At 58.7% G+C, this 25962-nt stretch carries 21 protein-coding genes and 4 pseudogenes; 9 read left to right on the top strand and 16 right to left on the bottom strand.

The genetic code is table 11. The features are described 5' to 3' along the window. The first annotated feature begins 142 nt into the window (after positions 1–142). Positions 143–1087: a substrate-binding domain-containing protein gene (locus BN2694_RS02410; RefSeq protein ID WP_167879944.1), complete on the top strand. Its 945-nt coding sequence runs from the start codon at positions 143–145 to the stop codon at positions 1085–1087. Between the two features lie 91 nt (positions 1088–1178). Here the strand turns inward: BN2694_RS02410 and BN2694_RS02405 are convergent, their stop codons facing one another. The 8 genes and pseudogenes from BN2694_RS02405 to BN2694_RS02370 form a co-directional block, all read right to left on the bottom strand. Next, positions 1179–2060 (bottom strand): ABC transporter permease, encoded by an 882-nt coding sequence (locus BN2694_RS02405; protein ID WP_167879943.1) that lies wholly within the window; start codon positions 2058–2060, stop codon positions 1179–1181. Between the two features lie 171 nt (positions 2061–2231). Next, positions 2232–3005 (bottom strand): ATP-binding cassette domain-containing protein, encoded by a 774-nt coding sequence (locus BN2694_RS02400; protein WP_135662263.1) that lies wholly within the window; start codon positions 3003–3005, stop codon positions 2232–2234. A 194-nt stretch (positions 3006–3199) separates the two neighbouring features. Beyond that, positions 3200–3973, bottom strand: coding sequence for an IclR family transcriptional regulator (locus BN2694_RS02395; protein ID WP_167879942.1), 774 nt, complete (start codon positions 3971–3973; stop codon positions 3200–3202). A 157-nt stretch (positions 3974–4130) separates the two neighbouring features. Continuing rightward, positions 4131–4717 (bottom strand): annotated as a pseudogene (locus BN2694_RS02390) (IS6 family transposase). Positions 4718–5892: 1175 nt separating this feature from the next. Next, on the bottom strand, positions 5893–7590 hold the full coding sequence (gene hcp / locus BN2694_RS02385) for a hydroxylamine reductase (RefSeq protein WP_135662259.1): 1698 nt from the start codon (positions 7588–7590) through the stop codon (positions 5893–5895). A 603-nt stretch (positions 7591–8193) separates the two neighbouring features. Continuing rightward, positions 8194–10854, bottom strand: coding sequence for a heavy metal translocating P-type ATPase (locus BN2694_RS02380; RefSeq protein ID WP_135662257.1), 2661 nt, complete (start codon positions 10852–10854; stop codon positions 8194–8196). A 108-nt stretch (positions 10855–10962) separates the two neighbouring features. After that, positions 10963–11070, bottom strand: a complete 108-nt coding sequence (locus BN2694_RS18215; protein ID WP_449272210.1) for a hypothetical protein — start codon at positions 11068–11070, stop codon at positions 10963–10965. Positions 11071–11233: 163 nt separating this feature from the next. Further along, the gene (locus BN2694_RS02370) at positions 11234–11752 is read right to left on the bottom strand and encodes an ArsR/SmtB family transcription factor (RefSeq protein ID WP_135662255.1); all 519 of its coding nucleotides are present in this window, start codon (positions 11750–11752) and stop codon (positions 11234–11236) included. 186 nt (positions 11753–11938) lie between these two features. Between BN2694_RS02370 and BN2694_RS02365 the strand changes: the two genes are divergently transcribed. From BN2694_RS02365 to BN2694_RS02350, 4 genes and pseudogenes are all read left to right on the top strand, one after another. Further along, positions 11939–12154, top strand: a complete 216-nt coding sequence (locus BN2694_RS02365; RefSeq protein ID WP_135662253.1) for a heavy-metal-associated domain-containing protein — start codon at positions 11939–11941, stop codon at positions 12152–12154. An 11-nt stretch (positions 12155–12165) separates the two neighbouring features. After that, positions 12166–14136, top strand: coding sequence for a heavy metal translocating P-type ATPase (locus BN2694_RS02360; RefSeq protein WP_135662251.1), 1971 nt, complete (start codon positions 12166–12168; stop codon positions 14134–14136). A 39-nt stretch (positions 14137–14175) separates the two neighbouring features. Beyond that, positions 14176–14835: a hypothetical protein gene (locus tag BN2694_RS02355; protein WP_135662249.1), complete on the top strand. Its 660-nt coding sequence runs from the start codon at positions 14176–14178 to the stop codon at positions 14833–14835. Positions 14836–14967: 132 nt separating this feature from the next. Beyond that, a pseudogene (locus tag BN2694_RS02350) lies at positions 14968–15186 on the top strand (hypothetical protein); the annotation flags it as partial. Positions 15187–15276: 90 nt separating this feature from the next. Here BN2694_RS02350 and BN2694_RS02345 read toward each other — a convergent pair. The 4 genes and pseudogenes from BN2694_RS02345 to BN2694_RS18095 all read right to left on the bottom strand — a co-directional run bounded on the left by BN2694_RS02345 (position 15277) and on the right by BN2694_RS18095 (position 19148). Beyond that, on the bottom strand, positions 15277–15591 hold the full coding sequence (locus BN2694_RS02345; RefSeq protein WP_135662247.1) for a CGCGG family putative rSAM-modified RiPP protein: 315 nt from the start codon (positions 15589–15591) through the stop codon (positions 15277–15279). 268 nt (positions 15592–15859) lie between these two features. Continuing rightward, positions 15860–17674: pseudogene (locus BN2694_RS02340) on the bottom strand (transposase). A 730-nt stretch (positions 17675–18404) separates the two neighbouring features. After that, positions 18405–18674 (bottom strand): cupin domain-containing protein, encoded by a 270-nt coding sequence (locus BN2694_RS18100; RefSeq protein ID WP_135665387.1) that lies wholly within the window; start codon positions 18672–18674, stop codon positions 18405–18407. 52 nt (positions 18675–18726) lie between these two features. Beyond that, positions 18727–19148: pseudogene (locus BN2694_RS18095) on the bottom strand (cupin domain-containing protein). 79 nt (positions 19149–19227) lie between these two features. Here BN2694_RS18095 and BN2694_RS18090 point away from each other — a divergent pair. The 3 genes from BN2694_RS18090 to BN2694_RS02320 are packed head-to-tail and all read left to right on the top strand — an operon-like array spanning position 19228 to position 20511. Next, positions 19228–19626 carry a homing endonuclease associated repeat-containing protein gene (locus BN2694_RS18090; protein ID WP_394346572.1) on the top strand — a complete coding sequence of 133 codons (399 nt, stop codon included), beginning with the start codon at positions 19228–19230 and terminating at the stop codon, positions 19624–19626. A gap of 17 nt (positions 19627–19643) precedes the next feature. Beyond that, positions 19644–20237: a hypothetical protein gene (locus tag BN2694_RS02325; protein ID WP_135662245.1), complete on the top strand. Its 594-nt coding sequence runs from the start codon at positions 19644–19646 to the stop codon at positions 20235–20237. 46 nt (positions 20238–20283) lie between these two features. Then, a complete protein-coding gene (locus BN2694_RS02320) occupies positions 20284–20511 on the top strand; it encodes a hypothetical protein (protein WP_135662244.1) in 228 nt (75 codons plus the stop codon). A 122-nt stretch (positions 20512–20633) separates the two neighbouring features. Here the strand turns inward: BN2694_RS02320 and BN2694_RS02315 are convergent, their stop codons facing one another. Together BN2694_RS02315 and BN2694_RS02310 are read right to left on the bottom strand one after the other, a co-directional pair. After that, on the bottom strand, positions 20634–21902 hold the full coding sequence (locus BN2694_RS02315; protein WP_244605334.1) for a hypothetical protein: 1269 nt from the start codon (positions 21900–21902) through the stop codon (positions 20634–20636). A gap of 38 nt (positions 21903–21940) precedes the next feature. Continuing rightward, on the bottom strand, positions 21941–22663 hold the full coding sequence (locus BN2694_RS02310) for a hypothetical protein (protein ID WP_135662242.1): 723 nt from the start codon (positions 22661–22663) through the stop codon (positions 21941–21943). Positions 22664–22863: 200 nt separating this feature from the next. On the opposite strand from BN2694_RS02310, the gene BN2694_RS02305 reads away from it, so the two are divergent. Then, positions 22864–23310, top strand: a complete 447-nt coding sequence (locus tag BN2694_RS02305; RefSeq protein ID WP_135662240.1) for an acyl-CoA thioesterase — start codon at positions 22864–22866, stop codon at positions 23308–23310. Between the two features lie 10 nt (positions 23311–23320). Here BN2694_RS02305 and hflX read toward each other — a convergent pair whose 3' ends face one another. Further along, positions 23321–24634: a GTPase HflX gene (hflX, locus tag BN2694_RS02300; RefSeq protein ID WP_135662238.1), complete on the bottom strand. Its 1314-nt coding sequence runs from the start codon at positions 24632–24634 to the stop codon at positions 23321–23323. A 235-nt stretch (positions 24635–24869) separates the two neighbouring features. Continuing rightward, a complete protein-coding gene (locus tag BN2694_RS02295; RefSeq protein ID WP_135662236.1) occupies positions 24870–25946 on the bottom strand; it encodes a phosphotransacetylase family protein in 1077 nt (358 codons plus the stop codon). Between the last annotated feature and the right edge of the window lie 16 nt (positions 25947–25962).

Here is a 25962-nt window from a genome sequence, read left to right as displayed (position 1 = left end):
TATAATGATCTATATACAGTGTTTGCAGTGTATGCCAGAGTTGCTAAACCGTCGTAGATTCATAACAGCAGGCGTAGCGGCAGGCACAACACTCTTGGCTGGCTGTGCCGGTGATGGGGACGAGACTACGGAGTCACCAAGCATGACAACAGAAAGCCAGGGAATGACAACCGAAAATCAGGGAATGACAACTGAAAGTCAGGGGAATTCAGGTGGACAAGACTATCAGAGCACGTTATCGGTCCCGTCGCTCAATATCGTCTACTTCGCCCGGATGCAAAATGGGTTCAACGAAGCGGTCCAGGAACGCGACAACTTCTCGGGCACATTCAACAACTCTCGAGGGTCACAGTCTGAGCAGATTTCCGATCTGCAGACGGCACTCTCAAACGATCTTGACTTCATGATGGCCGTACCGATCCGTGCTGAGGCCCTCACACCCACCGTCGAGCAGGCGAACGATCAGGACGTCCCGTTCATCGCCGTCGACCGAAACGTCTCCGGTGCAGATCCAGCAACGTACGTTGCCTCCGACAACGTCAGCCTCGGTCGGCGGTCGGTCGAGTTGTTGCACGGATTCATGCAGGACGCTCAGAGCAAAGACGAGTACAACATCGTCGAACTACAAGGGACCCAGGGCGCGAGCGTCACGAACGAGCGCCAAGAGGGAGGCATGGAGTACGTGAACAACAATTCGATCAACGTCCTAGGGAGCCAAACTGGCGAATTCTCGACTGAGACTGCGGTCGGTGTGATGGAAGACTTCGTCACGCGCTACGGCGACGACATCGACGGTGTCTATGCTCACAACGACCTGATGGCACTCGGCGCCCACCAGGCTCTCTCGGGAACCGAACTCGAGGACGTCGCGATTACCGGGATCGACGGGTCAGAGGCGTGGGTCAACCTGTTCAGCGATAATCAGTACTACGGCACGATCGCACAGCTCCCTGAAGAGATGATCCGTACCGCGATCGACATGGGCATCAAGGCGGTTGAGGGAGAAGATCTGGAGGACTCCGTGCAGATCGAGGGGCTAGAAGTCACTGGCGAGAACGCCTCTGACTATCTCAACCAGTACTTCTGAGCCGGTCGGCCCTCGCAACGAACAGGTCTGTCGTCAGTGACCGATCTCACTTTCTTGGAGACAGGACAGCTTTTTTGAAAATAGTGGCGGCTTAGTCGCGGCCGACGACGTTGACCAGTACGGCGATCATGAGCACGATCCCCTGGGCCATGAGCTGGCCGGCGGGATCAACACCGAGGAGGTTGAGTCCATTGGAGAGCGCACCGAGGATGAGGACGCCAATGAGCGTCCCGATCATGTTTCCGGAACCGCCGAACAGGTCCGCGCCGCCGAGAATCACCGCAGCGATCGGTGGCAACAGGAAGTTCGCGCCCATGTTCGGGGTCGCGATCGAGATACGGCCCATAGTCACGATCGCGCCGACGACGGTAAACACTGCCATAAGTACGAGCACGGAGAGCCGCATGACCGTGATGTTGATCCCCATCCGCTCGGCAGCTTCGCGGTTGTCTCCAACCGCGTAGATGTACAGCCCGTACCGTGTGTACGAAAGCACGAACTGCGAGATCGCCAGAAGAACGAGAAAGGTAAGCGCGATGTTCGGGATGCCGAAGGTCGCTTCGCTACCGAGCCAGACCAGCGACTCGGGCAGCCCCCCTATGGGGCGATTATTCGAGACGAACTGCCCGAGTCCGTCCGCGAGAAACAGCATGGCCAGGGTCGTCATGAACGAGGGGACGTCGAACCGAGCAGTTATGTACCCCGAGATCCCGCCGAGCGCGATCGCGGCGGCGAAGCCGCCCAGCACAGCGATCGGTACCGGGAGCGATTGTCCGAGGACCGTCCCGGTTGCGAGGCCGGCGATCAACAACCCGATGAACTCCAGCATCTGCGCGATACTCAGGTCGATCTCGGCGCAGATGATCACGAACGTCATCCCCGTCGCCAGGATACCGATAATCGAAACCTGTTCGAGCAGGTTCAACTGGTTGCCGACAGTCAAAAACCGATCCGTCGCGAGCGTGAAGTACACGTACAGTCCGACGAGACCGACGATCGGTCCGTATCGGCTGACACTGTTAATCGATACATCATCGAGAGCCGTATTGTTTGTGAGTGTCTCAGAAACGGACATTGTTTGTAACGGAATCTGGATGCGGTTTGCGCAGTTGTACCCCGGCTACCGTTCGATGAGTGGCTCGTTTCATGCGACTGTGTCCTCTGGTTGCTGGTCGGGAAGACCACTGACCATCCGGGAGACGATCTCGTCTCTGGTCGCGACGTCTCTCTCAAGGACGCCAGCGTCCATCCCCTGATAGAGAACTTTTATCCGGTCGGCTACGTCCAAGACGTGATCGAGATTATGAGAGATCAACAGGACGGTGATCCCCTGCTCGCGTAACTCCCGAATCAAATCGAGGACCTGTGTAGCACCCTCGACGGATAACGCGCTCGTGGGTTCGTCCATGATGACAATTTCAGGGTCTGTGAGCAGCGTTCTAGAGATCGCGACTAGTTGGCGCTGGCCGCCGGACAGATCACCCGCGAGTGCGTCCGGGTCAATGTCACCGATGTTGAGGTCTTCGAGAAGCTCCTGTGCTTGTGCGCGCATTTTCGACTTGTTGAGGACCCCAAACAGTCGATTCGGACCCAACACCTCCTCGCGCCCGAGGAAGATGTTCTTTGCCACACTCAAGTTCGACGCCAAGGCGAGATCCTGGTAGGTCGTTTCGATTCCCAGCTCCTTCGCTTTCCCTGGGGAGTCGATGAACGCTTCTTCCCCGCGAATTCGGATAGTTCCGCTATCGGGCGAGTGAACGCCCGACAGACACTTGATCAACGTCGACTTTCCGGCCCCATTGTCACCGACCAGGGCCGTAACCTCTCCACTCCGAACGGATAGGTTCACCTCGTCGAGTGCGACGATACTTCCGTAGGACTTCCTGATGTCCGCCATGTCTACGGCTACATTACCCATGTGTTGGTATAGCCAGATTAAGGAAACAAATAATTTTTGATGCAGATTTGATGCTTCCGCGGTAAAACGACACTCGCCAAGCTCCAGTAGCTGTGGCGCTTTTGCATTCAATCTCGCTCGGTGAGCGAGGCCGGTCCGGGAATCCGGTAGTACTGGTACCTCGAATCGACGAGCGACTACGACTGGAAAGGGATCTACCCCGTGTTGCTGGCGATCTCGATCAGGTTCGCGAACTGCTTGACCTGATCACCCAGTTCGCCTTCAAGTCGATCCTCCGTCAGGCGGGATGCTGGCCCGAAGATGCCGATCGATCCCAGAACCTCGCTGTGGTACCGATAATTCTCAATCACCGGTGCTGCGACACACCGTAGCCCAGTCGCGAATTCCTCGTTATCGACGGCATATCGTTTCTCTCGGATCGACTCGAGTTCGTCGAAGAGGATATCCGGGTCAGTGATCGTGTTCTCGGTCAGTCGTTCAAGTCCCTGTTCGGCGACGATCGTCTGAGCCTGTTCTTCCGGCATAAACGCCAGTATGGCCTTGCCGAGAGCCGTACAGTGGAGCGACTCTTTGATGTCGAGGTCAAAGTGTTCGTTGATGTCCGAACTACCGCCCGAGCGGTATACATAGATGAGTTGGCCGTGTTCCTCGCTGCCGAACTGGGCGTATTCGCCTGTCTCCTTTGCCAGCTCGTCCACAGTTTCCTTGATAATGGAATAGTTGTATTGCTGTTGCTTGACATCGTGAGAAATTTCAAGAAAAGAGAGGCTGAGACGGAACGCTTCTCCTTCGCGCGTGACAAGCTGGTTCTGTTCCAGTGTAACAAGATGCTGGTAGATAGTGCTCTTTGCGTAGTCCAACTCCGCAGCGAGGTCCGAAATCCGTGCCTTGCCTCGCTGCTGTATCACCTTGATGATACTCAAAGTGATATTTACGGACTGAATCCCCGAGTCCGCCGGATCTCCCATTCTGTAACAGTAATAGACGGGCAGTCTCATAAACGTTGTTCACAATGTCCTGGGCTAGGCTAAGCGTGAAAATGGAATGGGAGAACTTCGGACGCTCTATGGCTGAGACCATCCCCCTTCAACGACAGCAGCGACTGGATGATAGTGTTCAGATGAGCTAGTTCCATGCAAATGCGAAGGATCCGAGCCAATCGTCGGCTGTTTCTGCAGGGGCATCCTGAAACAGTTTGAGAACAAATCTTTTCGTCGTTTTACCTCATTAAAGACACGTTCGACACTGTCCCGATTTCCAGCGCGTTCGTCTCTGAAATCGAGGCCGTGTCGGTTGCAGGCGTCTTTCAACGAGTGCGATCCGTCGATGAGAAACACAGTGCTGTCAACGTCGTGTTTCTCACGTAACTCGTGAAAGAACGCGTGAGCGATGACCGAATTAGTCGTCGGTTCAAGCGCTGTATGCAACAATTCGTTTGTGGCTGGATCGATGGCGGCGTACAGCCAGTATCGCTCGTTATCGAGTCGGATCACTGTTTCGTCAACCGCAACGTGATCCGGACTCTGTCTATTTTCCGGCTGTCGATCTGCTTTATTAACTCAAGTATGAACAGTTGACCGCGCTCATTTGATACCGAATACCCCAAGAATCAAAACAGTATTCGAAAGCGATAGTCCAGCAAAATGTAACTGAATACTGAGCTTCATCAGCAATCGCGGTGTCGCTTTGCGCTCCACAAACTCTGCGTCGATCTAGTCGATACTACCACTGAGGCGTGCGTTTTCGGGCATAGATCACGTTGAAAACGCCACGCCTCACTCTTCAATCCCTATCTGAACACCGCCGACCGGATGGTGGTAGACCCCCTGGTGTTTGTACGGACACCACGACAGCTGGATGGAGCTTTGTATTCGAATGAATTCAGCGGTACTATCATTCTTATATATTGTTTTGTATATCGATATGTTTGGTGTATTTGGAGTCCTGTAAAACAATCCATCGTTGCGTGCAGAAAACCATTCTACAGTCAGTTGGCGGGAAAGTACGAAATCAGATTGTACTCGACGAAGTAGTGATCTGGATCACTGTATAGCAGTATCGAACGTTCACTGGCCCGAATCCGGACCCAATTGAATTCCCACATAAACTGACTCTATTCGACGATTATGAGCGAATTGATCGAAAATTCTGTAGAAGCGTCGCAAGGAATACGACGGCAAAGTTGCGTAATTCTCCTCGCTGGATTCCAATATATCCAAGCTGCGCTGCAACGAGCAGGGCTCGGATTTCAGGGTGAATCCAGCGGTAATTGGAACAGCGTCGAACATATATTTTGTGAGGTAAAACGTCGAACACCTTCTTTTTCAAACTATTTCAGTCACGCCGAACCACAAACAGCTGAAACGTGGCTTCAGCATTTCGCAACATGGTGGAACTCGCTAAACTAAACACTACCTTATCAACTGGCGACAATTTGAAACTCGAAGTCGGTTCTCCGCCACTGATCGCTCGTGTTCGTGGCTATCAAGTCGCCTCCAGGAATTTTGACGATATGTCAATTTAGATGGGGGTAGTGGAGTAGCCGGCAGTGCGCGAGATTCAGAGCGTATGACTATTCTCTCGTCCGTCGTAGACCTGCTCCGATAGCGATCTCCCCGAATTCATATACAATACCGTCTCTGTGATAGTGGTTCGGTCGAATCTTTACCGGTAACTCAGCTTTGCACGCTTAACGGTGGAGTGAACGAAGGGGTGATTGACCTCGCACAGGGGTGCAAAACCAGACTTCGCAATGACGCAATTGCAAAACCACGTCGTCGGTGTGACACGATTGCAAAGGCGAGTCCGCAGTCGGGCACTACGGTCGCGTCAGTCGATCATCCCCAAGTTAACGCGTGGGTAGGAAAGCCCGCTACCGATGCGATGATCAGTCGGCGGCAGCCGACGCGTCGATCAGTGGGCTGGATTCAAGTTCCTCAAGGATGGCTGCGCGGTCAGCCTCGACGGAGTCGATCGGTTTGATGTCGAACTTCTCGACCAGCACGTCGATGACGTCATCAGAGAGGAACGCGGGCAGGGTCGGGCCTAGCCGGATGCCCTCGACGCCCTGGCTGAGCAGCGCGAGAAGAACCGTGACAGCCTTTTGCTCGTACCACGCGATGTCGTAGGCGATCGGGAGATCGTTGACGTCCTCGACGTCTAGGGCATCCCGAAGTTCCATCGCGATTTTCAGCAGCGAGTACGAATCGTTGCACTGGCCGGCATCGAGTACGCGCGGAATTCCACCGATGTCGCCCAGACCTAGCTTGTTGTAGCGGTACTTCGCACACCCGGCGGTCAGGATGATCACGTCGTCGGGCAGGGATTTAGCCATCTCGGTGTAGTACTCCCGTTCCGGGTGGCGACCGTCACACCCGCCCATGACGACGAATCCGCGGATGTCTCCAGCCTCGATGGCTTCGATGATGTCCTCGGCCCGTTCGAGGACGGCGTTGTGCGCGAACCCGTTCGGAACCGTCCCGGTCTCGATTTCCTCTGGCGGCTCGGTCTCCTTGGCGTGCTCGATGAGTGCCGAGAAGTCTTTGGGTTGGCCCTCCGCGCGGTCCTCGACGTGTGGCAGGCCGGGGAACCGGACGACGCCAGTCGTGTAGGTCCGGGGTGCGTAGGAGTCCTGTGGCGGGACCAGGCAATTGGTTGTCATCAGGACTGGACCGTTGAACGCCTCGAACTCCTCGTGTTGTTGCCACCAGGCGTTGCCGTAATTCCCGACGAAGTGGTCGTACTCCTCGAAGGCAGGATAGGCGTGGGCGGGCAACATCTCGCCGTGGGTATAGACGTCGACCCCCTCGCCTTCGGTCTGTTCGAGGAGTTCCTCGAGGTCCTTAAGATCGTGGCCACTGACGAGGATAGCCGGGCGGTCCCGGGTCCCGATGTCGACTTCGGTCGGTTCGGGATGGCCGTAGGTGCTGGTGTGGGCGTCGTCCAAGGACTCCATGACTTCGACGCCCACCTCCCCACACTCTAAGACGAGGCCGATCAACTCGTCTACGGTCTTGTCCTCCAGGGTGGCGGCAAGACCCCGCTGGACGAAATTGAACACGTCCGCCTTCTGCTCGCCCAGAACATGGGCGTGATCGGCGTAGGCCGCGATCCCTTTGATACCGTAGGTCAGCAGCTCCCGGAGCGATCGAACGTCCTCGTTGTCGGTCGAACGGACGCCGATCCCCTCGGGGGAGGCCTTCTCGTAGATGGCTGCAGCATCCGCGGGCTCCCAGGTCGCGGCCTCGGGGAGAGAAGCGTCCGCAATCGGACCGACCTCGGCTTCGAGGCGGTCGCGGAGGTCTCGTCGGCGGTCCAACGTCTCGCGGATCTGTTTTTCGAACCACTGGGGATCGAAATTGACGTTCGTGATCGTCGCGAATAGACTCTCAACGACGAACACCTGGTCATCTTCCTCGACGATGCCAGCGTCTCTGGCTTCCTCGGCGAGATAGGAAAGCCCCTTCAGTTCCCAGACGAGCAAATCCTGTAAGTTCGCCGTCTCGGCGTCCTTGCCACAGACACCGACCTCGGTGCACGCCTCGTTACTGATCGTCTCCTGACACTGATAGCAGTACATACTCATAGCTGATCACGTTGGTCGTGGCAGGATCGAGTCCGGGGTTGCGGACAGGCCACAGTCGGCTGGACCCGCGTTGGGCGTCCTTCGCGACTGTCGCCATCGTGGGTCAGCGCCCGCTCGTCACTGGCGGCGCGCCGCCCCACTTGTCGGACACGTATCCTTGTCACGACACTATCTTTTGGCCGGTTGCCCAACGATGTGTTGCCGAACATATTCGCTAAGCATATAACTGATCTGCACTCGGCCCCAATCGGATGTGTCCAAGACTAGAAGAGAAGATAATCAACATTATTTTCTAGTGTTGATGATCGCGAATCCAGATCTGAAACAGGTACCCAAGTGAAGGCCCGATCGTGGCTGTTGAGAGGGCAAGCAGTTAGCTGGTTCGAAAGAGAGCATATGGGCTCCAGGCCGTGTCGGGACGAGTTCTGACCGGCTCGGGAGGTCACCGTCACCGAAAGCGACCGAAGATCCGGTTATCCGTCTCCGGCGTGTACCGCCTGAAAGCAGGCTATTTGTCAGCACGGAGACGCTGTAGAAGGCCATCGCCGCCGGGGCCAGTACGGGCTGGAGGAGTTCCAGCAAATCTAGCGAGTGGAGAGATATTCAGCGGAGGCGACCGAGTAGCTTGTAGTCGTGGTCAGGGGTATACCGGCGGAACAGCAGGCTGTTCGAGAGTACCGACACGCTCGAAAATGCCATCGCACCGGCCGCCAGAACCGGTTGGAGCAAGCCGATCGAAGCGAGCGGAATCATCAACGTGTTGTAACCAAGCGCCCACACGAGGTTCTGCTTGATCTTTGCGAGCGTCGCATCCGAGATCCGGATCGCCTTTAGGACGTCAACCGGGTCGTCCCGCATCAGGGTGACGTCGGCTGCCTCGATGGCCACGTCCGTCCCCGAGCCGATGGCGGTACCGACGTACGCGACTGCGAGCGCGGGCGCGTCGTTGACACCGTCGCCCACCATCATCGCCTTCCGCCCTTCGTCCTGGATGGACTCAACAGTGTCGGACTTGTCCTCAGGGAGCACCTCAGCGCGGACGTTCTCGGGGTCGATCCCGACCTGCTTACCGACCGCGCGGGCGGTCCGCTCGTTGTCGCCGGTAATCATCATCACGTCGGCGCCGCGTTCCTGCAGTTGGCTTACGGCCTCGGTCGCGCTGTCTTTGATCGTGTCGGCGTCGGCGACCACACCCACGAGTTCGCCCTCTGCTCGTGGCGTGGCGCCGCCCCCGTCGCGGTTCTCGCTTCGTGTCGAGCCGCGCAGCGCAACGAGCATCGCAGTCTTCCCCTCGCTCTCGAGGCGTTTCATCGTCTCCTGGGCTGGTGAGGGGTCGATCCCGTTGTCACGGAGCAACTTCCGGTTGCCGACCAGCACTTCGCGATCACCCACGGTCGCGCTGATCCCGTGACCGGGGACGTTCTCGAACTCATCGGGATCGGTCACGTCGATACCGCGGTCCCTCGCGCCGTCGACAATCGCGCGGGCGAGCGGGTGTTCGCTCCCGCTCTCGGCGGTGGCCGCAAGCCGCAGCACGTCGTCCTCGCTGAGGCGGTCCTGTGCAGTAAGCTGGCCGCCGTCAGGAGTCGTATCCGCGCTGTCAGCGACCGGTTGTCCGTCACCATTGAGCACGACGACATCGGTCAGTTCCATCTCGCCTTTCGTGAGCGTGCCCGTCTTGTCGAAGACGACCGTGTCGATGTCTTTCGCCCGTTCGAGGATATCACCGCCTTTGAACAGGACGCCGTTCTGTGCACCGAGAGTCGTCCCGACCATCGTCGCCGCCGGCGTTGCCAGCCCCAGCGCACAGGGGCAAGCAATGAGCACGGCAGAGGCGAAGACGATGATAGCGAACTCGAATACCGACACGCCACCAGCGGCGACGGGTCCGCCTGCAACGAGGCCCCACAGCGGGAGTGAGTTGACAAATCCCGCAAGCGCTTCGGGGAAGAGGAACCAGACGACGCCCCAGAGAATGGCGTTGCCGATGACCGCTGGCACGAAGTACGCGGAGATGCGATCTGCGAGGTTTTGAATGTCGGGCTGGCGGGATTGGGCTTCCTTAACCGTCTGGACGATCTGCTGTAAGGCGGTGTCTTTGCCGACCTTCGTCGCCTCGGCGACGAGGACGCCGTTCTCGTTTATCGTGGAGCCGACGACCTCGTCGCCTTCGCTCTTCTCGACGGGCACCGACTCCCCGGTAACCATCGATTCGTCGACAGCGCTTTGCCCGTCGACGACGATGCCATCCGTGGGAATTTGTTCACCGGGGCGGACCTTCATCCGGTCGCCGACCGCAACGTCTTCGAGCGGGATTTCCTCTTCGTTCCCGTCCTCGTCGACGACGGTGGCCGTCTCGGCCTCCATCTCCAGGAGTTTGCGCAGGGCCTCGCTGGCCTGGCCTTTCGAGCGGGCCTCGAGGTAGTTCCCTAGTGTGATGAACACGAGGATGAGTGCGGCCGTGTCGAAGTACAGACCGCCGGCGATAGCGCCCAGCAGGACAGCGACGGAGTAGACATATGCGGTGGTCGAGCCGAGCGCGATCAGTACGTCCATGTTGGCGCGGCCGTTCGTGACGAGCGCCGTGTAGGAGTTCTTGTAGAACGGCCGGCCGAGCAACACTTGGACCGGCGTCGCCAGCAGGAACTCAACCCAACCGAACTCGATGCCGAAGACTGTCTTCGGGAGGACGCTACCACCCAGGAGGAACTTCTCGACGAGGAAGACGAGTAGCGGAGCAGACAGCACCGCGCCGAACAGGGTCAACCGCAACTGTCGCCTGATCTCCTCTTGGCGGGCAGCTTCTCGGGCATCGCCTCCCGACCCGTCCTCGGAATCAGCGTTCTCACGGACTGGCGAGTAGCCTGCAGTCTCGATGGCGTCGTAAAAGTCCGTGAGACTTGCCTCCGCAGGGTTGTACGTGACCTGTGCCTCATCAGTCGCGAAATTCACGTCCGCTGTGACAACACCAGGTGTCTGCTTGAGTGCGTCGTGCACTGTCTCCGAGCAGTTCGCACACGACATGTCCGTAATGGCAATGGTCACCGAATCAGTGACCGGCGAGTAGCCGGCGTCCTCGATGGCATCGTAAATTTGGCCGAGTGAGGTATCCGCCGGGTTGTACTTGACGCTACCCTCGTCGGTCGCGAAATTGATGTTCGCGTCTCTGACGCCATCGAGGGACGTGACGGTGTCGGCGATGGTTTGCGAACAGTTTGCGCAACTCATCCCCTGGATGTTGATTTGACTTCGGCGTTGACTCATCATGTACTCATACGGCCCCCTAGTTCAATCGATTTGCCCTTTGAGAAATTCATTGAGAAGGGGTGAAAAACTTCGAATACAAAGCGTCTGGACGAGGTATTTCTCTCGTCAATCGGCTCCCTGCTGGCGCTGTTCGTACGTCACCTCGAACCGCGATATACACGACGGACAACAAAACTGGTACAACTTTCCGTCAATCTGAATTCTTCCGAGCATCGTGATCGATTCGTTGACCTGCGTAAGGTTGAACTACCCTATTGCATAGAAGAAAATGGCACAGCAAATAGCTACTACAGGGTACGCCTGGCGCTCAGTCACCTGTGGTTTTGAGTGTCGAACGAGATGTATGGCACTCAGTCTATGAATTGTAATCAATAGTCTAGTTGATCGATTGGACAAACGCTTGTCGAAGAACGGTCAACAGGACGTACGTCTCGTATTTTTGGGTACGACAATGTTCACAGGGTTGCATATCTGTCGTGATTTCGTTGAGTGCGTCGTCGTACTCGTCGGTCAACGTTGCGAGTATCGCTTCGACCTCTGGCTGGACTGCGTTGACCATCTCTTCAATTGCGGGCGTAGCCGATGCTGGCAGCGAGTACGAGAGGACAATCGTGTTCGCCCCGTAGTATTTCGTCGTTCCGCCACGCCCCTCTTCGAACCGCACTACATCGACGAGACCAGCATCCCGGAGTTCGTTGATGTGGTGACGGACCGTATTCTCCGTCCGGTCGATCCCTCTGTGGGAGAGGCGCTTGTGTACATCTCCCGCCGTCAATGTCTCGTCGGCGAGAATATCGAGAATCATTGCCCGCATTGGTTCATCAATAGCAGTAGAGACCCGCGTATCTCGAACGGCAATATCCTCAAGATCGTGGTCGACATCAGAGTTGCTCATAGGTGACCTGACGGTCTGTACACGCTAAGTAGTGGCGACCATCGCCTGGACTCCGCCCGCCGCTCACCCCTGGAGGCCTGTCAAAGCTCTAGACGACTCGTTTGTCCGTTTAAACATCTCGTGTGTACATTCAAACATATCATTTAAAAAATACTTATAGCAATTCAGGTGTTACGTTGAATTGCAATGAGCAAGACAACGCAACTCCGGGTTATGGACTTCGATTGCCCGAGCTGTGCAAGCACCGTCGAAGGGGCCCTCTCGAATCAGGAGGGCGTCGAAGATGTCGAGGTACACTACTCGACCGGCCGCGTCGAGATCAACTACGACGACAGCGTCGCCGACCCCGCCACGTTCGAACAGACCATCGAGAACCAGGGCTATACGCCTCAGCCCGCCTAACGAGACCAATCATGGATACCCAATCAGTCAAACAATACTATCGCAAACACCGGAAGGCCACCATCGTCGCGGTGAGCGGCCTGCTGTATGCCGGCGGTTGGAGTCTCGGCTACGTTTCGGCCTTCGATACGGCGAGCGCCGCGATCTTGATCCTCGCGGCCGTTGTCGGCGGCTACGACATCGCCCGGACCGCCTACTACGAGGTCACGAGCCGGACGCTGGGAATTAAGACGCTCGTGACGCTGGCAGCCGTCGGCGCAATCGCGATCGGATCGTACTGGGAGGCCGCCGCGGTGGTCTTCTTGTTCGCGCTTGGATCGTATCTCGAAGGGCGGACGATGCACAAGACGCGCAACGCCCTCGAAGAACTACTCGAAATGACGCCCGATACGGCCACTGTGCGCCGCGACGGCCAACTCGTCGAAGTCTCTGCTTGGGAGGTCGAAGCGGGCGAGACTGTCATCGTCAAACCCGGCGAGAAGATTCCCGTGGACGGTGACGTGGTTGAGGGCGAAAGTGCCGTCAACCAGGCCCCAGTCACAGGCGAGAGCGCGCCCGTCCACAAGACCGACGGTGACGAGGTCTACGCCGGCACGATCAACCAGGAGGGTGCTATCGAGATTACGACAACCGGGGCGGGCCCCGACACCACGCTCCAGCGGATCATCCGCCGCGTCGAAGAGGCCCAGGAGGCCCAGTCGCCGACCGAGAGCATCATCGATCGGTTCGCAAAGTACTACACGCCGGGCGTGATTGCGCTGTCGATCGGTGCCTATACAGTAACCCAAAACGCGATCCTCTCACTGACGTTGTTGGTGATCGGCTGTCCCGGTGCCTTGGTGATCGGCCCGCCAGTTAGCATTGTCAGCGCGATCGGCAACGCTGCTCGCTCGGGCGTTCTGATGAAAGGCGGTGAGCACCTCGAACAGGCCGGCAAGATCGACCTCGTCGCCTTCGACAAGACGGGCACGCTCACGAAAGGCGAGACCCGCGTGGCGGACGTTGAGGGCTTCGGCGTCGAGGACGAGGCGGCGCTGGAACTCGCGGCGATCGCCGAGAAGAAGAGCGAACACTACCTCGCCGATGCAATCGTCCAAGCCGCACAGGACCGGCCGACAACGGCGACCGACGGCGGCGTGGCAGTTGCCACAGAGCCAGCCGAATCGTCGGCTGGGCGGCCCCTTCCCGATCCCGATGACTTCGACGTGATCGCGGGCAAGGGCGTCACTGCCCAGTACGACGGCCGGGAAATCGTCGTCGGCAATAGGAAGTTGCTCGACGAACGCAATATCGAGGTCACCGACGAAGTCGCCGACTACGTCCGCAAGCGCGAGGAGCGCGGCGAGACTGTCGTCCACATCGTCCATGACGGCGTCGTCGTCGGCGTGATCGCCATGCGTGACGAACTCCGGGAGGCCGCGCCGGGCGTGATTGGGGCCCTCCAGAATGCCGGCATCGAGACAGTGATGCTCACCGGTGACAACGAACGCGTCGCTGCTGCAGTTGCCAGGGAGGCCGGTTTCACCGCCCTCCGAGAACGTGGCGGCGAAGCCGCCACGCAGGAAGTCGGCATCGACGACTATCGGGCAGCACTCTTGCCCGAGGACAAACAGCGCGTCGTCGAGGAACTCCGTGAGGACGGTCACGTCGTCGCGATGGTCGGCGACGGCATCAACGATGCCCCCTCGCTGGCGACCGCCGACGTTGGCATCGCGATGGGTGCCGCCGGTACTGACACCGCGATCGAGACTGCCGACATGGCGCTGATGGCTGACGACCTCGAACGAATCCCGTATGCGGTGAAACTGAGCAAAGCAACCCGGCGGAACATCTACGAGAACGTCGGTCTCGCGGTGCTGACCGTGTCGGTCCTCCTGGCCGGCGTCCTCACGAGCTATGTAACTCTCGCGCTGGGCATGCTCGTCCACGAGGCCAGCGTCCTCGCCGTGATCGCCAACGGGATGCGCCTGCTGCGGTACTGATAAAACCGAGCGACAACAGCACTCCCAATTCCACAACCAATGGCAGAGAACACGACGCCGACCGAGACGAAGCGTACAGACACGAACTGGGCCGTCGACGACGACGTCGAACCGATCCGAATCCGCGATCCGGTTGCAGAAGCACTCGTCGTCCTCGAACCGGGCGAGCCGTTCGTGATTACCTATCGCGACGTCGTGAAAGAAGCCGGTCACTCCTGTCCGACAGCGTCAGGGGCCTACCGGATCACGCAACTCGGCCTCGATGCGCTGTACCCCGAGGACCTTCCCGTCCGTAGTGACGTCGAGGTACTCGCCCCCGGACCACGTGACGACGCCACGTATGGCGTCATGAGCCGGATTATCTCGTATATCACGGGGGCAGCGCAGGAAGATGGGTTCGGTGGCCTTGGTGATGGCGTCGGCAACCGGCGTGAGCTGCTGGCATTCAATGCGTTCGATGCAGAAACAGCCGAGCCGACGTTCCGATTCCGGCGGACCGATACCGACAAAACAGTCGAAGTTACCTACCATGTCAGCGATGTCCCGGATGGCGGACCGGCGATGGGGAACCTGCGTCAAATCCTTGATGGAACGGCCGACGAAGAGGATCGCGAGGTGTTTGCAGAAGCCTGGCACGGCCGCGTCCGGAACGTCCTCTCGGATGACTCGCTGTTCACTGTCACGACTGTCGAAGAGTGAGTGACGTCTCTCTGTGCGATTGTAGCTTATTGAGCGGCTTCGACAGCGTCGAGAATCCCGTCGTAATCGGGTTCGTTCGTCGGATCCTCCGCGACCAACTCGTAGATGACGGCGCTCTCGTCCCCAAAGATCTTCACGGGCACGTACGCGGCGGGTCGGAGCCTCGCGTTCTACAACCAGCCGTTGATCCAGAACCTGCTCTGGTCCCGGGTGCCCGAGGACACGCTCATCATCCTCGGGACGATCATCTACGCGGCTGACCTCGTCCGCAAGCGGTTCGTCCTCAGGAAATCGGCCGACGATCCCGGCGAGGACATGGCCGTCGCTGAAGGGGTTCTGAACGACGACTGATCCGAGTCTACTGTTTTCGCGCTGCCATCGAATTTGGTCGAACGGTCGAGTAGAAAATCGCCAGAAGAAATCTGCGTCTGGATTGTCTGATCAGACGTGTATCCGAAGGACGTAGCCACCACAGCCACACTGGTCGACGAACTCCCAGTCGATTGCTCCGTCGTCGTATTCGTCTTCGAGTGCTCCATAGAGATACGCCGACGGATGTCCGTGGTTCTCATGAGTCACCAGATTGACGTGGTGGCCGGAGGCCGTGTGTTCGATCGCTTCGATCGCCTGGCGCACAACCAGTTCGCGATCGTCGGCATGTTCTGGCTGTTCGAGATTAGCCGACCAGGAGTTGTCGTGGACGTGGTCAGTGACCGGTTCGGCGTCGTGGTCGTGATCGTGTGGTGTACTGGCCATTGTTGACAGCGAGTAAGACCTCTGTCCGTATATCCCCTCGGCAGGAGCGCGGTCTTCACTGGTATACTTATTGTGATGCTCTGATGTTGCGAAGATGGGTCCATGATGTACTGGTTTCGAGGCTAAGTCATCTGAAAGAAGTGGCCGAGCGGGTCTCGAAATGCGTTTCTGAGAGAGCTATCGCGTAGCGTTCACAAATCCGATAGAAAATCGCCGGTTAGGCCAGCGCCGCCGCTCACGATCGAGCAAGCTCAGAGGAGACGAGAAATTAGTCAGGTGGATCGAGACCGTAGTTCTTCTTGGCAAATGTCAGGAACGAGTTCGAAGAGACCGCCGGCTGGTTGCCGACCTCACCGTGGAGTTCCAACTGCACGAAGATATCCACGAGTCGCCAGCAGTTGTACAACACACAGGCGAACGCGAAGTTGAAGTACCGGAACTGGTGGTCGGGGGACTGTGTCTCCGCGAGGAACGTCTTCAGCTTCTTAAACTCGTTTTCGATGCCCCACCGGCGCTTGTATCGGACCATCAGCCGCCCAATCTGATGTTTCATCTCCCGGTCGTCCGAAGGATTGACATCTACTCACGGAAGGTTCGTCTCAAACGGCACCGTCGGTGCTTCAACCCGCGCTGGTTCCACGATCTCCTCTTCCTCATGTACCTCATCAAAGAGATTTCCCAGCGGTGAGTTGCCGTCGCGGTCCTCTGAGAGCGGCGTTGTCTCGCCAATATCTTCGAACTCCTCGATGAGTTCCTGCCGAATCGTCACGTCATTCTCGTCGTCATCTTCGTCTTCACGTTCTCATTCGCGCTTCGGGAGATAGACTGCCTTTCGTGCTGGCCCGTCGTCTAGACGCTTTTGCTTGACCACGTCGAAGTCTCTGTTTTCGCTGGCGAGCTTGGCAATCTGATGTTCGTGATCGCTGCTGGAGCGCACAACGCCCGGATTCAGGTAGTGAACGTCGTGCTTCTCGCAGGCGTCTTTCACGCCATCGTTGGCGAACTCGCGGTCCATCATCACGAGGTCCAGATCGGGGACAATATCTGTAGCACCATCAAGCAGATCGTCTACGAGATCTGCTCGCTTCCGGCCGCGCTCAACTGGGACGGCATCGAGTATGAGCGGGACGTCGTGACCGACGAGTTTGATGACTGCCCACTGGAAGAACGGCCCGTCGTCACCTTTGTATCCAAGAATCCACGGTTCCTGATTCTGACCGCTCCGATCTCGGGTGATATCGCCATCCCACGGGTTGCCTTTCGCGATGTCGATGGCTGCCATCTGCTTGCGGCCCATCTTGTCCTTCGATTTCGCCTGCTTAACGAGTGTCCGGCTAGTCTCTCGGAGCATTGTACGGATACGTTCGACGCCGAGATCCTTTGTCTGGAGCCGGTGGGAGTCGCCAGACGGCGTCTTCGTTCGGGTAGAGTCGGCGGCAAAGGACTGTGGGCCGTCGTTCGGGTGCATATCAGTCCGCATCCCGAGGTATGACTGCTGTTCCCAGAATGCGCCTTCGGGAATACTTGCGTTCTCACTGCGGTCAAGGTGGAAGCAGTCCTCGACAATGGGCTTCGCACCCTTCCAAACCTCGCGAGCCTTCTCACGAGCGAGCGTATCCTTGCTTTTCGAACGTGTGACCGTATCTGTCGGCTGATTGGGAAGAACCGTTGGTTCGGGCGCAGGAATATCGTGATAGCGAGCGATATCCACGACGACCTCAGCGGCATCCCGAACGGCATCGCGGACACCTTTGAGACGGCCGTTCCATGCCCGCCAAAGTGTTGACTGATTAGGGATACCGTCGAAGCCGAGCTGCGTGCTGAGAAACGGCTTCTGTTTGAGATATTTCCAGAGAGTCGTTTCACTCTTCCAGCCCTTCACGCAGCGGAGCACGTGCGCTCGGAAGACAGCCTCCCAAGGTTTCGGGTCGCCCTGTTCGTGATCAAGAGTGTCGTAAAATCGGAGGTAGCAGGCTGGGACTTCGGCGACAAGATCCTCTAGCGTGGCTGAGCGATCGTGTCGGACTTGTTGCTCGCGCGGGAAGGTAGACAGAACGCCGTCAACCATTTCACGGAACGTCATATCGAAGGATTGTGCTTCGACAAGCGCGCCAGAATTCGTGGCGAAAAGCCCGTCTACCTCGTAATCTTTCGGTGTAGATTCATAGCCCGCACTGTCAAGATTCCTCCGTGGACTGAGGCGCTCTCACCGTGACCCCATTGAGGCTTCCCCTGCGCACGCTATCACTGCTCAATAATTCACACGTCTTCACATATAAAAGCGCAGTTACAGTAGAAAACAGTCCTGTTGAAATCCTTAGGAACTGATACATTCTGACTTGGGTGTGGTCAGTACACGTGATACACATATCATTCAGTACAAAAATCATAAGTTGATTCAGTACAAATTATGTATGTGTCCACGCTAACCAAACAAGTTGTTGATTTTTGGGGAACGCGAACCGCACAGGCCATTGGGATTGTGGTCGTTCTTGGGGTAGGCGGGTATAATTTGCTGTACGACACCGGAACATTCGCTCTCGTAAGTGGTGTCGTTTGCCTTGCTGCTGGAATGCTAATGCTGTATAGTTTGCTTGTTGAGTAGGGTTACCACCTAAATGTGAAGGAACGCTGGTGTCAGACGTACTGGCGTAGAGAGGTACACTCGCAGTTTTCAGCGAACATCTGTTTCGCGCTAGAATATATCTGAAAAATATGGCTTCAGGAGAATAGTAGGTTTTTTACTGGTGAGCAGGGGCACACAAGAGCACTCAGTTTGGTGAGTGGTCGATGTCGAACCTGTACATTATTCCCTATCTTCGCAACACGTCTGATGCTACCGATCCCGGTCGAGAGCGTGAGTCAGCCCGTGGAGCCAGCACGATGAGTGCGACGCTTCTCTCGACCGCGTGAGGAGACGCCTCTCGTTCGCCCTCAAATCGCGTGATGTCACCGGCGTTCAGATCGAACGTCTCCTCGTCTAGATCGAGCTCGATCGCACCCTCGAGTGCGTGGAGAACGCTGTCTCGCTCGGGGTGGTGATGGGGATCGATCCGTTCGTCCGCGTCGAGGCTAAGTCTGATCGTCTTCGGCTCTGACTCGGCAAAGACGTTCGCGTGCGGTTCCCCCTATCGTTCATCGAGTGAACGGACGCTGGTCATGCACGTTCTCCCGTGGGTCGAACGTTCCGGTTCGAAGGCCCTCCCGGACGGGTTCGTGTTCGGCATCCGTCGGTGGCGGTGCAGTCACCAGCAACGCTTCGAGGCGGGAATCGTCGTCGGCTTTGATGCCACGATCGGTATCTGCCTCCACGACCACGATGTCACCTGCTGCAACCTCGTGTTCGGTGTCATCGTCGCGGACGGCTCCCTGACAGACCGGACGACTACCGTCAGGTCACTTCCCGGCGCGTGGACGGGGATGAACTGCCCAGGTTCGAAGTAGCCACAGACGACCTTTGATCGGTCGCTCTTGCACACGCCGTTTGCTGTAAACTGGTCGTCGTCGTACGAACGCTCGGCGTCGACATCGTCGGAAAACCGCGATAGTCGGGGCATCGCGGCGGCGCGCGAGTGGCTTCGGATGATTGGAACCTACTGTATAGTACTAAATCGAGTCGCAAGGTCGTGACGGTCGATGAACAGGCATTCGAATCCTGGGGCGAAGCGGTCCGGCGCACTGGATTCGAACCGCGGGGACAACTCGAGGTCACAGCGGATGCACTACTTAACGGAGGTCGACCGACTCGCAACCAAACTGGGACGGACACCGACCCTCACCGAGATGAATGAAGATGGCGCTTATCACTCAGCGACGTACGACGACGACTTCGACAACTGGTCGGACGCCGTCCAGCAAGCAGGGTACCAGCCGGTCAGTCATAGCTCGCCGGAATTGCCTCCACACACCAGCAAGAGGCCGTGGCTGGCCAAGGAGTGGGTTCAACAGCGCGCTCGAGAAAGCGCTCCTGTAACAGGGCCGCCCGGACGGCGTCGGCAACGTGCCCGCTCGACCGCACCAACTTTTCCCTGGTAGCCGATAATGTCTTACCGATGAGCGATTCAAAGCATCCGGAGCGTGGCGACGGACTGCCGAGCCGTACCCGGGCCCATCGCGGCGGTGGACGGAGTGTACGTGAAGGTCCACCGGGTCGGGAGACGGCCCTCACGAAGACGACCTATCGCCGAAACTGGGTCGGCATCGGGAACCGAGCCGGAACCGAGCTGGATCGGTTCGGAATGCTGCTCAGCGATCTCGGCCGAATCATCGGAGAGGTGGCGATACTCACGCCCCCGTTCCTGTTCGTTCTGTTTTTGGCCCCGCTTGGTGGACCCTACAGCAGCGTCTTCGAACTGTTTCTGGTCGCCTGGCCGACGATGATCCTCGTCGGCACGCTCCTCAGGGGCGGCTGGATCGCACCACCGCTGACCGAGGTACCCGGCTGGGTACGCCTGTTCCCGACGCTGATACTGCTCCGGCTGCTCTACTTCAACGGCACGCTCGTGGTCGCGATATACGGCGGCCAGGTGGTCGCCAACGTGACTGCAACGATAGCCATCGGTCTGGTGTGGTCGCTGATCGTCGCCGCCGCATCGATGCTGTTGTTCCCGCGCGTGGTCGACGAGTGGATGGCTCGACTGACCTGACCTCTCCGAGACAGGGGTTTCGACGGAGTCACCGATCGCCCTCAAAGTGGAAGGTACCGTCGCGATGGGCATCCGGACATCTGTAAACTTGCCCGAGCGGATCCGCACCGTCTCGGCGTCGTCGGGGATTGCCCTCCGAGAATCGAGCGAGGACAGCGATCGGGACAACCAGTCACCCAGCATTCCGACGAGGGCTCAGCTCTACTACCAGTCTTGTGGCGATGAAACCAAACACCGGTTTAACACCCACGAATCGATCCCTGACGATACCTAGACGGGGCAACCGATTTTGGGTTCCAGAGATGCGTTGCGTGCCGTTATGGGCCGGAGCCACAGTAGAACCGTGACCGACCGTATCCTGAACAAAGAGAGAACGCAGGTCGAATGAGAGTTTACTTACGCATTTTCGAGAATCTCAACTGTATGTCGAGAGACGGTCGACGCCTCCCGGGCGATTGCCGTCGCAACGACGTAATCGACGACGTTCGAGTCGAGATGTGAAACAGCCACTTCTCCCTCGTGCCGGGCGAGTTCCCAATCAGCATTGGCAACCTGCCAGGCAGCACTCGTAACGACCGTTCGCGTCAGTTCCGGGGCAGGACCCGCCTCAAGTGCAGCCATAATCGCATCGTAGGCGGTCGATCGAATCTCCCGGACTGCTTCCGCGCTCTCAGGCCGGGACAGTGCACCATCGTCGATACGATCCTGTATGCGTTCCAGTGCCCGGAACTGTGTGAGTCGCCGATTCGCGTCTATGACGGCACTAGCCGGGCCGCTTGCGTCTTCGATCCGCGAGATTCCATAATCAGCGTCCTGTCGGAGGTCACCGAGCACCCGGTCAGAAAGGTCCCACTCTTCGGCAGTCGACTCGGGTGGCAGTTCTGAGCTCTGCGATCGAACGTCGGCAAGCAACGTTTCGGCTGCTTCAGTGATTCTCCCCTCGATAGTACGGGCGTCGGCTGGGAGCGACGCGGTGAGCTGCTCGTTGAGGTGACGTGCGTCGTCAAGGTGGGCCCGTGCTGATTCAGCTGTCTCTCCCCACTCTGCAACATGCAATAAGGGATTTTCTTCCGATCTGGGCGTTCGGCTGTTGATCACTCGATCCAATAAGTCCTCGATACGGCTGTGAACGAGGGTTGCCCGGACAGAGTCGCTACCGACGTACTCATGGTCGTCTCGAAGTGACGTGGCGTCCGAGACTGCCTGCCTGTACTCTCGCTGAAGAGGTTTGACGGAGAGATCCCGGCCGGCGACAGCCCAGCCAGCGGCCGCGTACCGGGCTTCGGAACGAGCCCGCTGGAGAGACGAAAGGGCCCCAAACTCCGTCGAAGCGTTGCGTGCGTCAGTGAGTTCGCTCGTGGCATTTGTGGCAGCGTCGGAGAGTTGCTCACGGATATGGCCGTTCGGAATATCTTCAGGCCCCAGCAGTGTCGGAAGTTTCGCGAGTAGCGTCGTAACCCTGTTGCGGGCAGCGTCGAAGTGATCGGGAGCGATCTCGACGGGGACTGATTCGGACACAACTGGTTCCCGATCTTCGTCAGGATCGATATCTGGAAGATCGTAGGCGCGTATCGTCGGTTCATCTCCATCTTCCAACCCCGTGAGGCCGTTACAGCCAGCGAGGAAACTCGTACCGGCCAGGGCCAGCAGCCCACGGCGTGTCATTCGGCCCCACCCTGTCGTGGACGCATTGTCTTGTTGCATCACTCTTTGCCCCCGGTGTCGATCGTTGTCGTTTCTGTCCGGGTATTACTCTCGGTGGCCGATGCGCGACCAGCTGTTCCCTCTCTTGGGGCATCCCCTTGTCGTCGTTCACAAGCGCCAGTCCCGACCGACGATGAGTGACTATGCACGTCGTCGGCAATGATCGCATCGGGAATCCGAATGAGTCGAGCCTCAGTGACCCACGCATCGGCTTCACAGCGCTCCGTATATGGCCGACTCCGACGGGTGTAATCCGTCGAGATTTCGGTTGCTGACCAGCTGATGTGACAGAGGTCGAGACGGAAACACTCCTCGACCTGTCTCATTTCGACGTATATCGTCTCGGTCGCAAAGTCAGTCGCCTCGAAGAACGACTCGACCCGTTCACGGTCGATAGTTTCAGCGACGTTGAGACGGTCTGTACGGGCCGAATCGTCGACGATGATGGGATCGCGCCAACGGTCACGTTCGGTTGCGGTCGGACGACCGCCGGGTTCGCCGTCCGAATCGGCGAGCCACACCGGCGGCCGATCGGTATCGACGCGAAGGAGGAGAGACTCTGGATTCGTCGCCGATCCGAGCGCAGGATCGCTATCAGTGCCAGCGCGCGTTGGCGTGGCCGTCGATTCGTCGGAATCGCCGCCAAGTCCACTACATCCGGCAAGTGCAGCAGTGAGCCCTGCGGCTCCGTGGAGGAAGCTGCGACGTGTCTGCGGGACCATGTCTAGGGCCGTGTCGGACAGACTGAGTGAAAAAGGCACTCATATAGCTGTATATCGCTAGTCGAATCCCCATCGTCTACACGTACCAGTTTGGGATGTGGCTGACCAGTGCCAGGTTGGAACCCATGAGAGGTATGGCACGGAGGACAGCCCCAAGACATTTCGATAGAAACACGAAGTTCCCGCCCGTTGCCCGTGACATGCCCACGGTACGTGAGACCCACCTTGAGAACCGCTGGCGGATCCAGCCCAACCATGCGAACAACTACGAGACAGTCCATGGGGGAAACGTGATGAAGTGGATGGATGAACTCGGCGCGCTGTCGGCGATGCGCGCGGCCGGCGAACCCTGCGTGACGGCCTCCATCGACGAAATGAATTTCCACCGGCCGATCCCGGTCGGCGAGACGGTCGTCATCGAGTCCTACGCGTACCAGACCGGCCGGACCAGCGTCAAAGTAGCACTCGAAGCCGCCCGCGAGGACCCCCGGACCGGCGATAGAGAAGTGACCACCGGATCGCGGTTCGTCTTCGTCGCCATCGATCAGGATGGGTCACCGGTCGAAGTCCCGGATCTGACCGTGGAGAGCGACCGCTGTCAGACGTTGCGAGACCGAGCGCTCGAACGCGAACAGGACGAAGCGTAACGTCGCCGCTTCAGGCAGACGCCTCGCTGAGGTTCCCGGCCTTCGCGCGGGACTGTTCGACGATGGCCGGCCGCCCCTCGAACTCGAGGACGATCTCCTCGCCGTACTCGACTGACTCGACGTGGGCGTGGTCGTGAATCCAGGAGACGACGCTCATCGCGTCGTCAGTCATCGGCAGAACGAGCCGCTCGCGCCGTAGATCCGGCAATTCCTCGTCGATCCGTTCACGGATCCGATTGACGTTCTCGCCAGTTTTTGCGCTGACGGCAACTGGGTTCGGGGCGAGCGCTGAGAGTGCCTCACGCTTGCGACGTAGTTCCTCGTCATCAACCCTGTCGATCTTGTTCAGGACCGTCAGGATCGGGGCCTCGTTGCGCTCATAGAGCGTGTCGTGGGACGTCACGAGTTTCTCGCGGATCTCTTCGACGGACTCGCTGACGTCGACGACGAGCAAGACGAGGTCCGCCCGATAGACCGAGTCAAGCGTGGATTTGAATGACTCGACCAGCCAGTGTGGCAGATCGGCGATGAACCCGACCGTGTCGGTCACGAGGGCGTCCCGTCGGTCCAGATCGACGCGTCGCGTGGTCGTTCCGAGCGTCGTGAACAGCCGATCCTCGGATTCAGCCGTCTCGTCCAGGTCGGGGTGAACGTCCCGGTTCTCGTCGACGTCGAGGTCCGCGGCGAGTCGCCGCAGTAGCGTCGACTTCCCGGCGTTGGTGTACCCGGCGAGTGCCACCAGATCGAATCCCGACTCGCGGCGCTGTTCGCGGCGGTGCTGGTCGGTCTGCTCGATCCGTTCGAGTTCGTCCCTGATGCGGGAGATCTGAGCTTTGATGTCTTCCTCGCGGCTCTCGTCGTACTCTCCCAGCCCCATGAAGCCGGGGCGCTCGTCTCGTTGGGCCAGGCTGGCTTTGGCTTCCGCCCGCGGGAGTTCGTATCGCAGTTCCGCGAGTTCGACCTGCAGCTGTGCCTTGCGAGTCTGGGCGCGCTGGCCGAAGATCTCGATGATGAGCCGGAACCGATCCAGTAGCCGAACCCCCTCCGGTAGCTTGTTACCGAGGTTAAACGTCTGGTATGGCCCGAGCTGGTTGTCAAAGATGACAGTCGTCGCCCCGGTGGCAGCCACGTGCTCGGCGATTTCGGCGGCCTTTCCCTCACCAACGTGAAAGGCTGGGTCCTCCGTCCGCGTCTGAGTGAGTGTCTCAAGGACCTGATAACCAGCGGCTCCGGCCAGGTTCTCGATCTCCACCGTCTCAGCGCGCCCTTCGTCGACGCGCTTGACGACGATCGCCCGTTCGGTGTCTCCAGTGTCTCCCGTCACTCGTCGCGGGCTACGTGACGAGCAGTATTGAAATCTGGGTCCGCACCCGTGGGCGACTACATCGAAGTCGGTCGACTAGCCACTGGCCGAACTCGACACAAAGGGGAACGTGGGGGCTGTGCCCCCAGCGTGTGACACTACGGAGCCATGTGGCTCCAGTATACCGTACAAACTACAGAGTCATAAGTCCTGAGGGAGTTATCACGCTCTGAAATATCGGGGCGTCGGAGCGGCGTTACTCGTCGTCGCGTTCGACGCCGATCAGCGAACCGACGTCGGCGTGGTCGTCAAGCAGTTCCTGCATCCGATCGACGGTTCCGACGCTGCGGGTCGGCCCGGTCTTGAGGAAGTCCTCGGTGCGGTCGATGACCATGCGCGTGTCAGACTGCAACAGAAGGATCGGCACGCCTTCCTCCTCTGCGCGGCCGACGATCGCGTTCGACGGTCGGAACCCGCCGCCCAGGATGATGCATTTGATCCCCGAGGCTTCCAGGGCAGCCGTGACGATCTCCGGGCGGTCGCCGCTGGTGATCATCACCGCGTTCTGCATCCGGCGGAACTGCGTCAGTGCCGACTCGCCGGACATCGCACCGACGGTGAAGCGCTCGACGAACAGATCCGTCGAGGCGTCGGAAGTCAGTACTTCCGCACCCAGGCGCTCGGCCAGGTCGCCGACCGTCAGGCCAGCCAGTTCCTGGACCCGCGGGACGACTCCCAGGACGGGGATATCGTGGTTCTCGAGGAACGGCACGACATCGGTGGTCAGCTGGTCGAACACCGAGTCCGGAACGGCGTTGAACAGCACGCCGGCCAGGGAATCGCCCAGCGTCTCGGCGGCCGCGAGGATGTCGTCGACGTCCTCCGGCTCGTCGTACCGCGAGAGCAGGACGACCTGGGCGTCGAGCATCTCGGCGATGTCGGCGTCCGTCAGATCGACGATGCCGCCGGTCGTGAGTCGGTCGGTCCCCTCGATGACCATCATGTCGCGCTCGCTGGCCATCTTCTCGTAGTTCTCCAGGACGCGATCACGGAGTTCCTCCGGGCGTTCACGACCCTGGATGGCCTCCTGAACGAACGTCGGGGTGTAGACGATCGGCTCGAGTTCGTGCATCTCCGAGTCCAAATCGAGGAGTTGTCGGGCGAGCATCGGGTCCTCGTCGCGGGTCTTGCCCGTCGCGCTCTGCAGGCGCGTGCCCTTTGGCTTCATGTACCCGACGCTGTGGCCGGCCGCGTCGGCCAGCTTCGCGATCGCGAGCGAGACTGCGGTTTTGCCGGTCGCTTCTTCGGTCGAGGTAACGAGTATGGGATCCATATGTTAGTCCTCCGGT

The sequence above is a fragment of the Halorhabdus rudnickae genome, from assembly GCF_900880625.1.
Lineage (GTDB): Archaea > Halobacteriota > Halobacteria > Halobacteriales > Haloarculaceae > Halorhabdus > Halorhabdus rudnickae.
The sequence above is the reverse complement of the archived record's forward strand: the minus strand, read 5'-3'. Positions and strand labels throughout refer to the sequence as shown.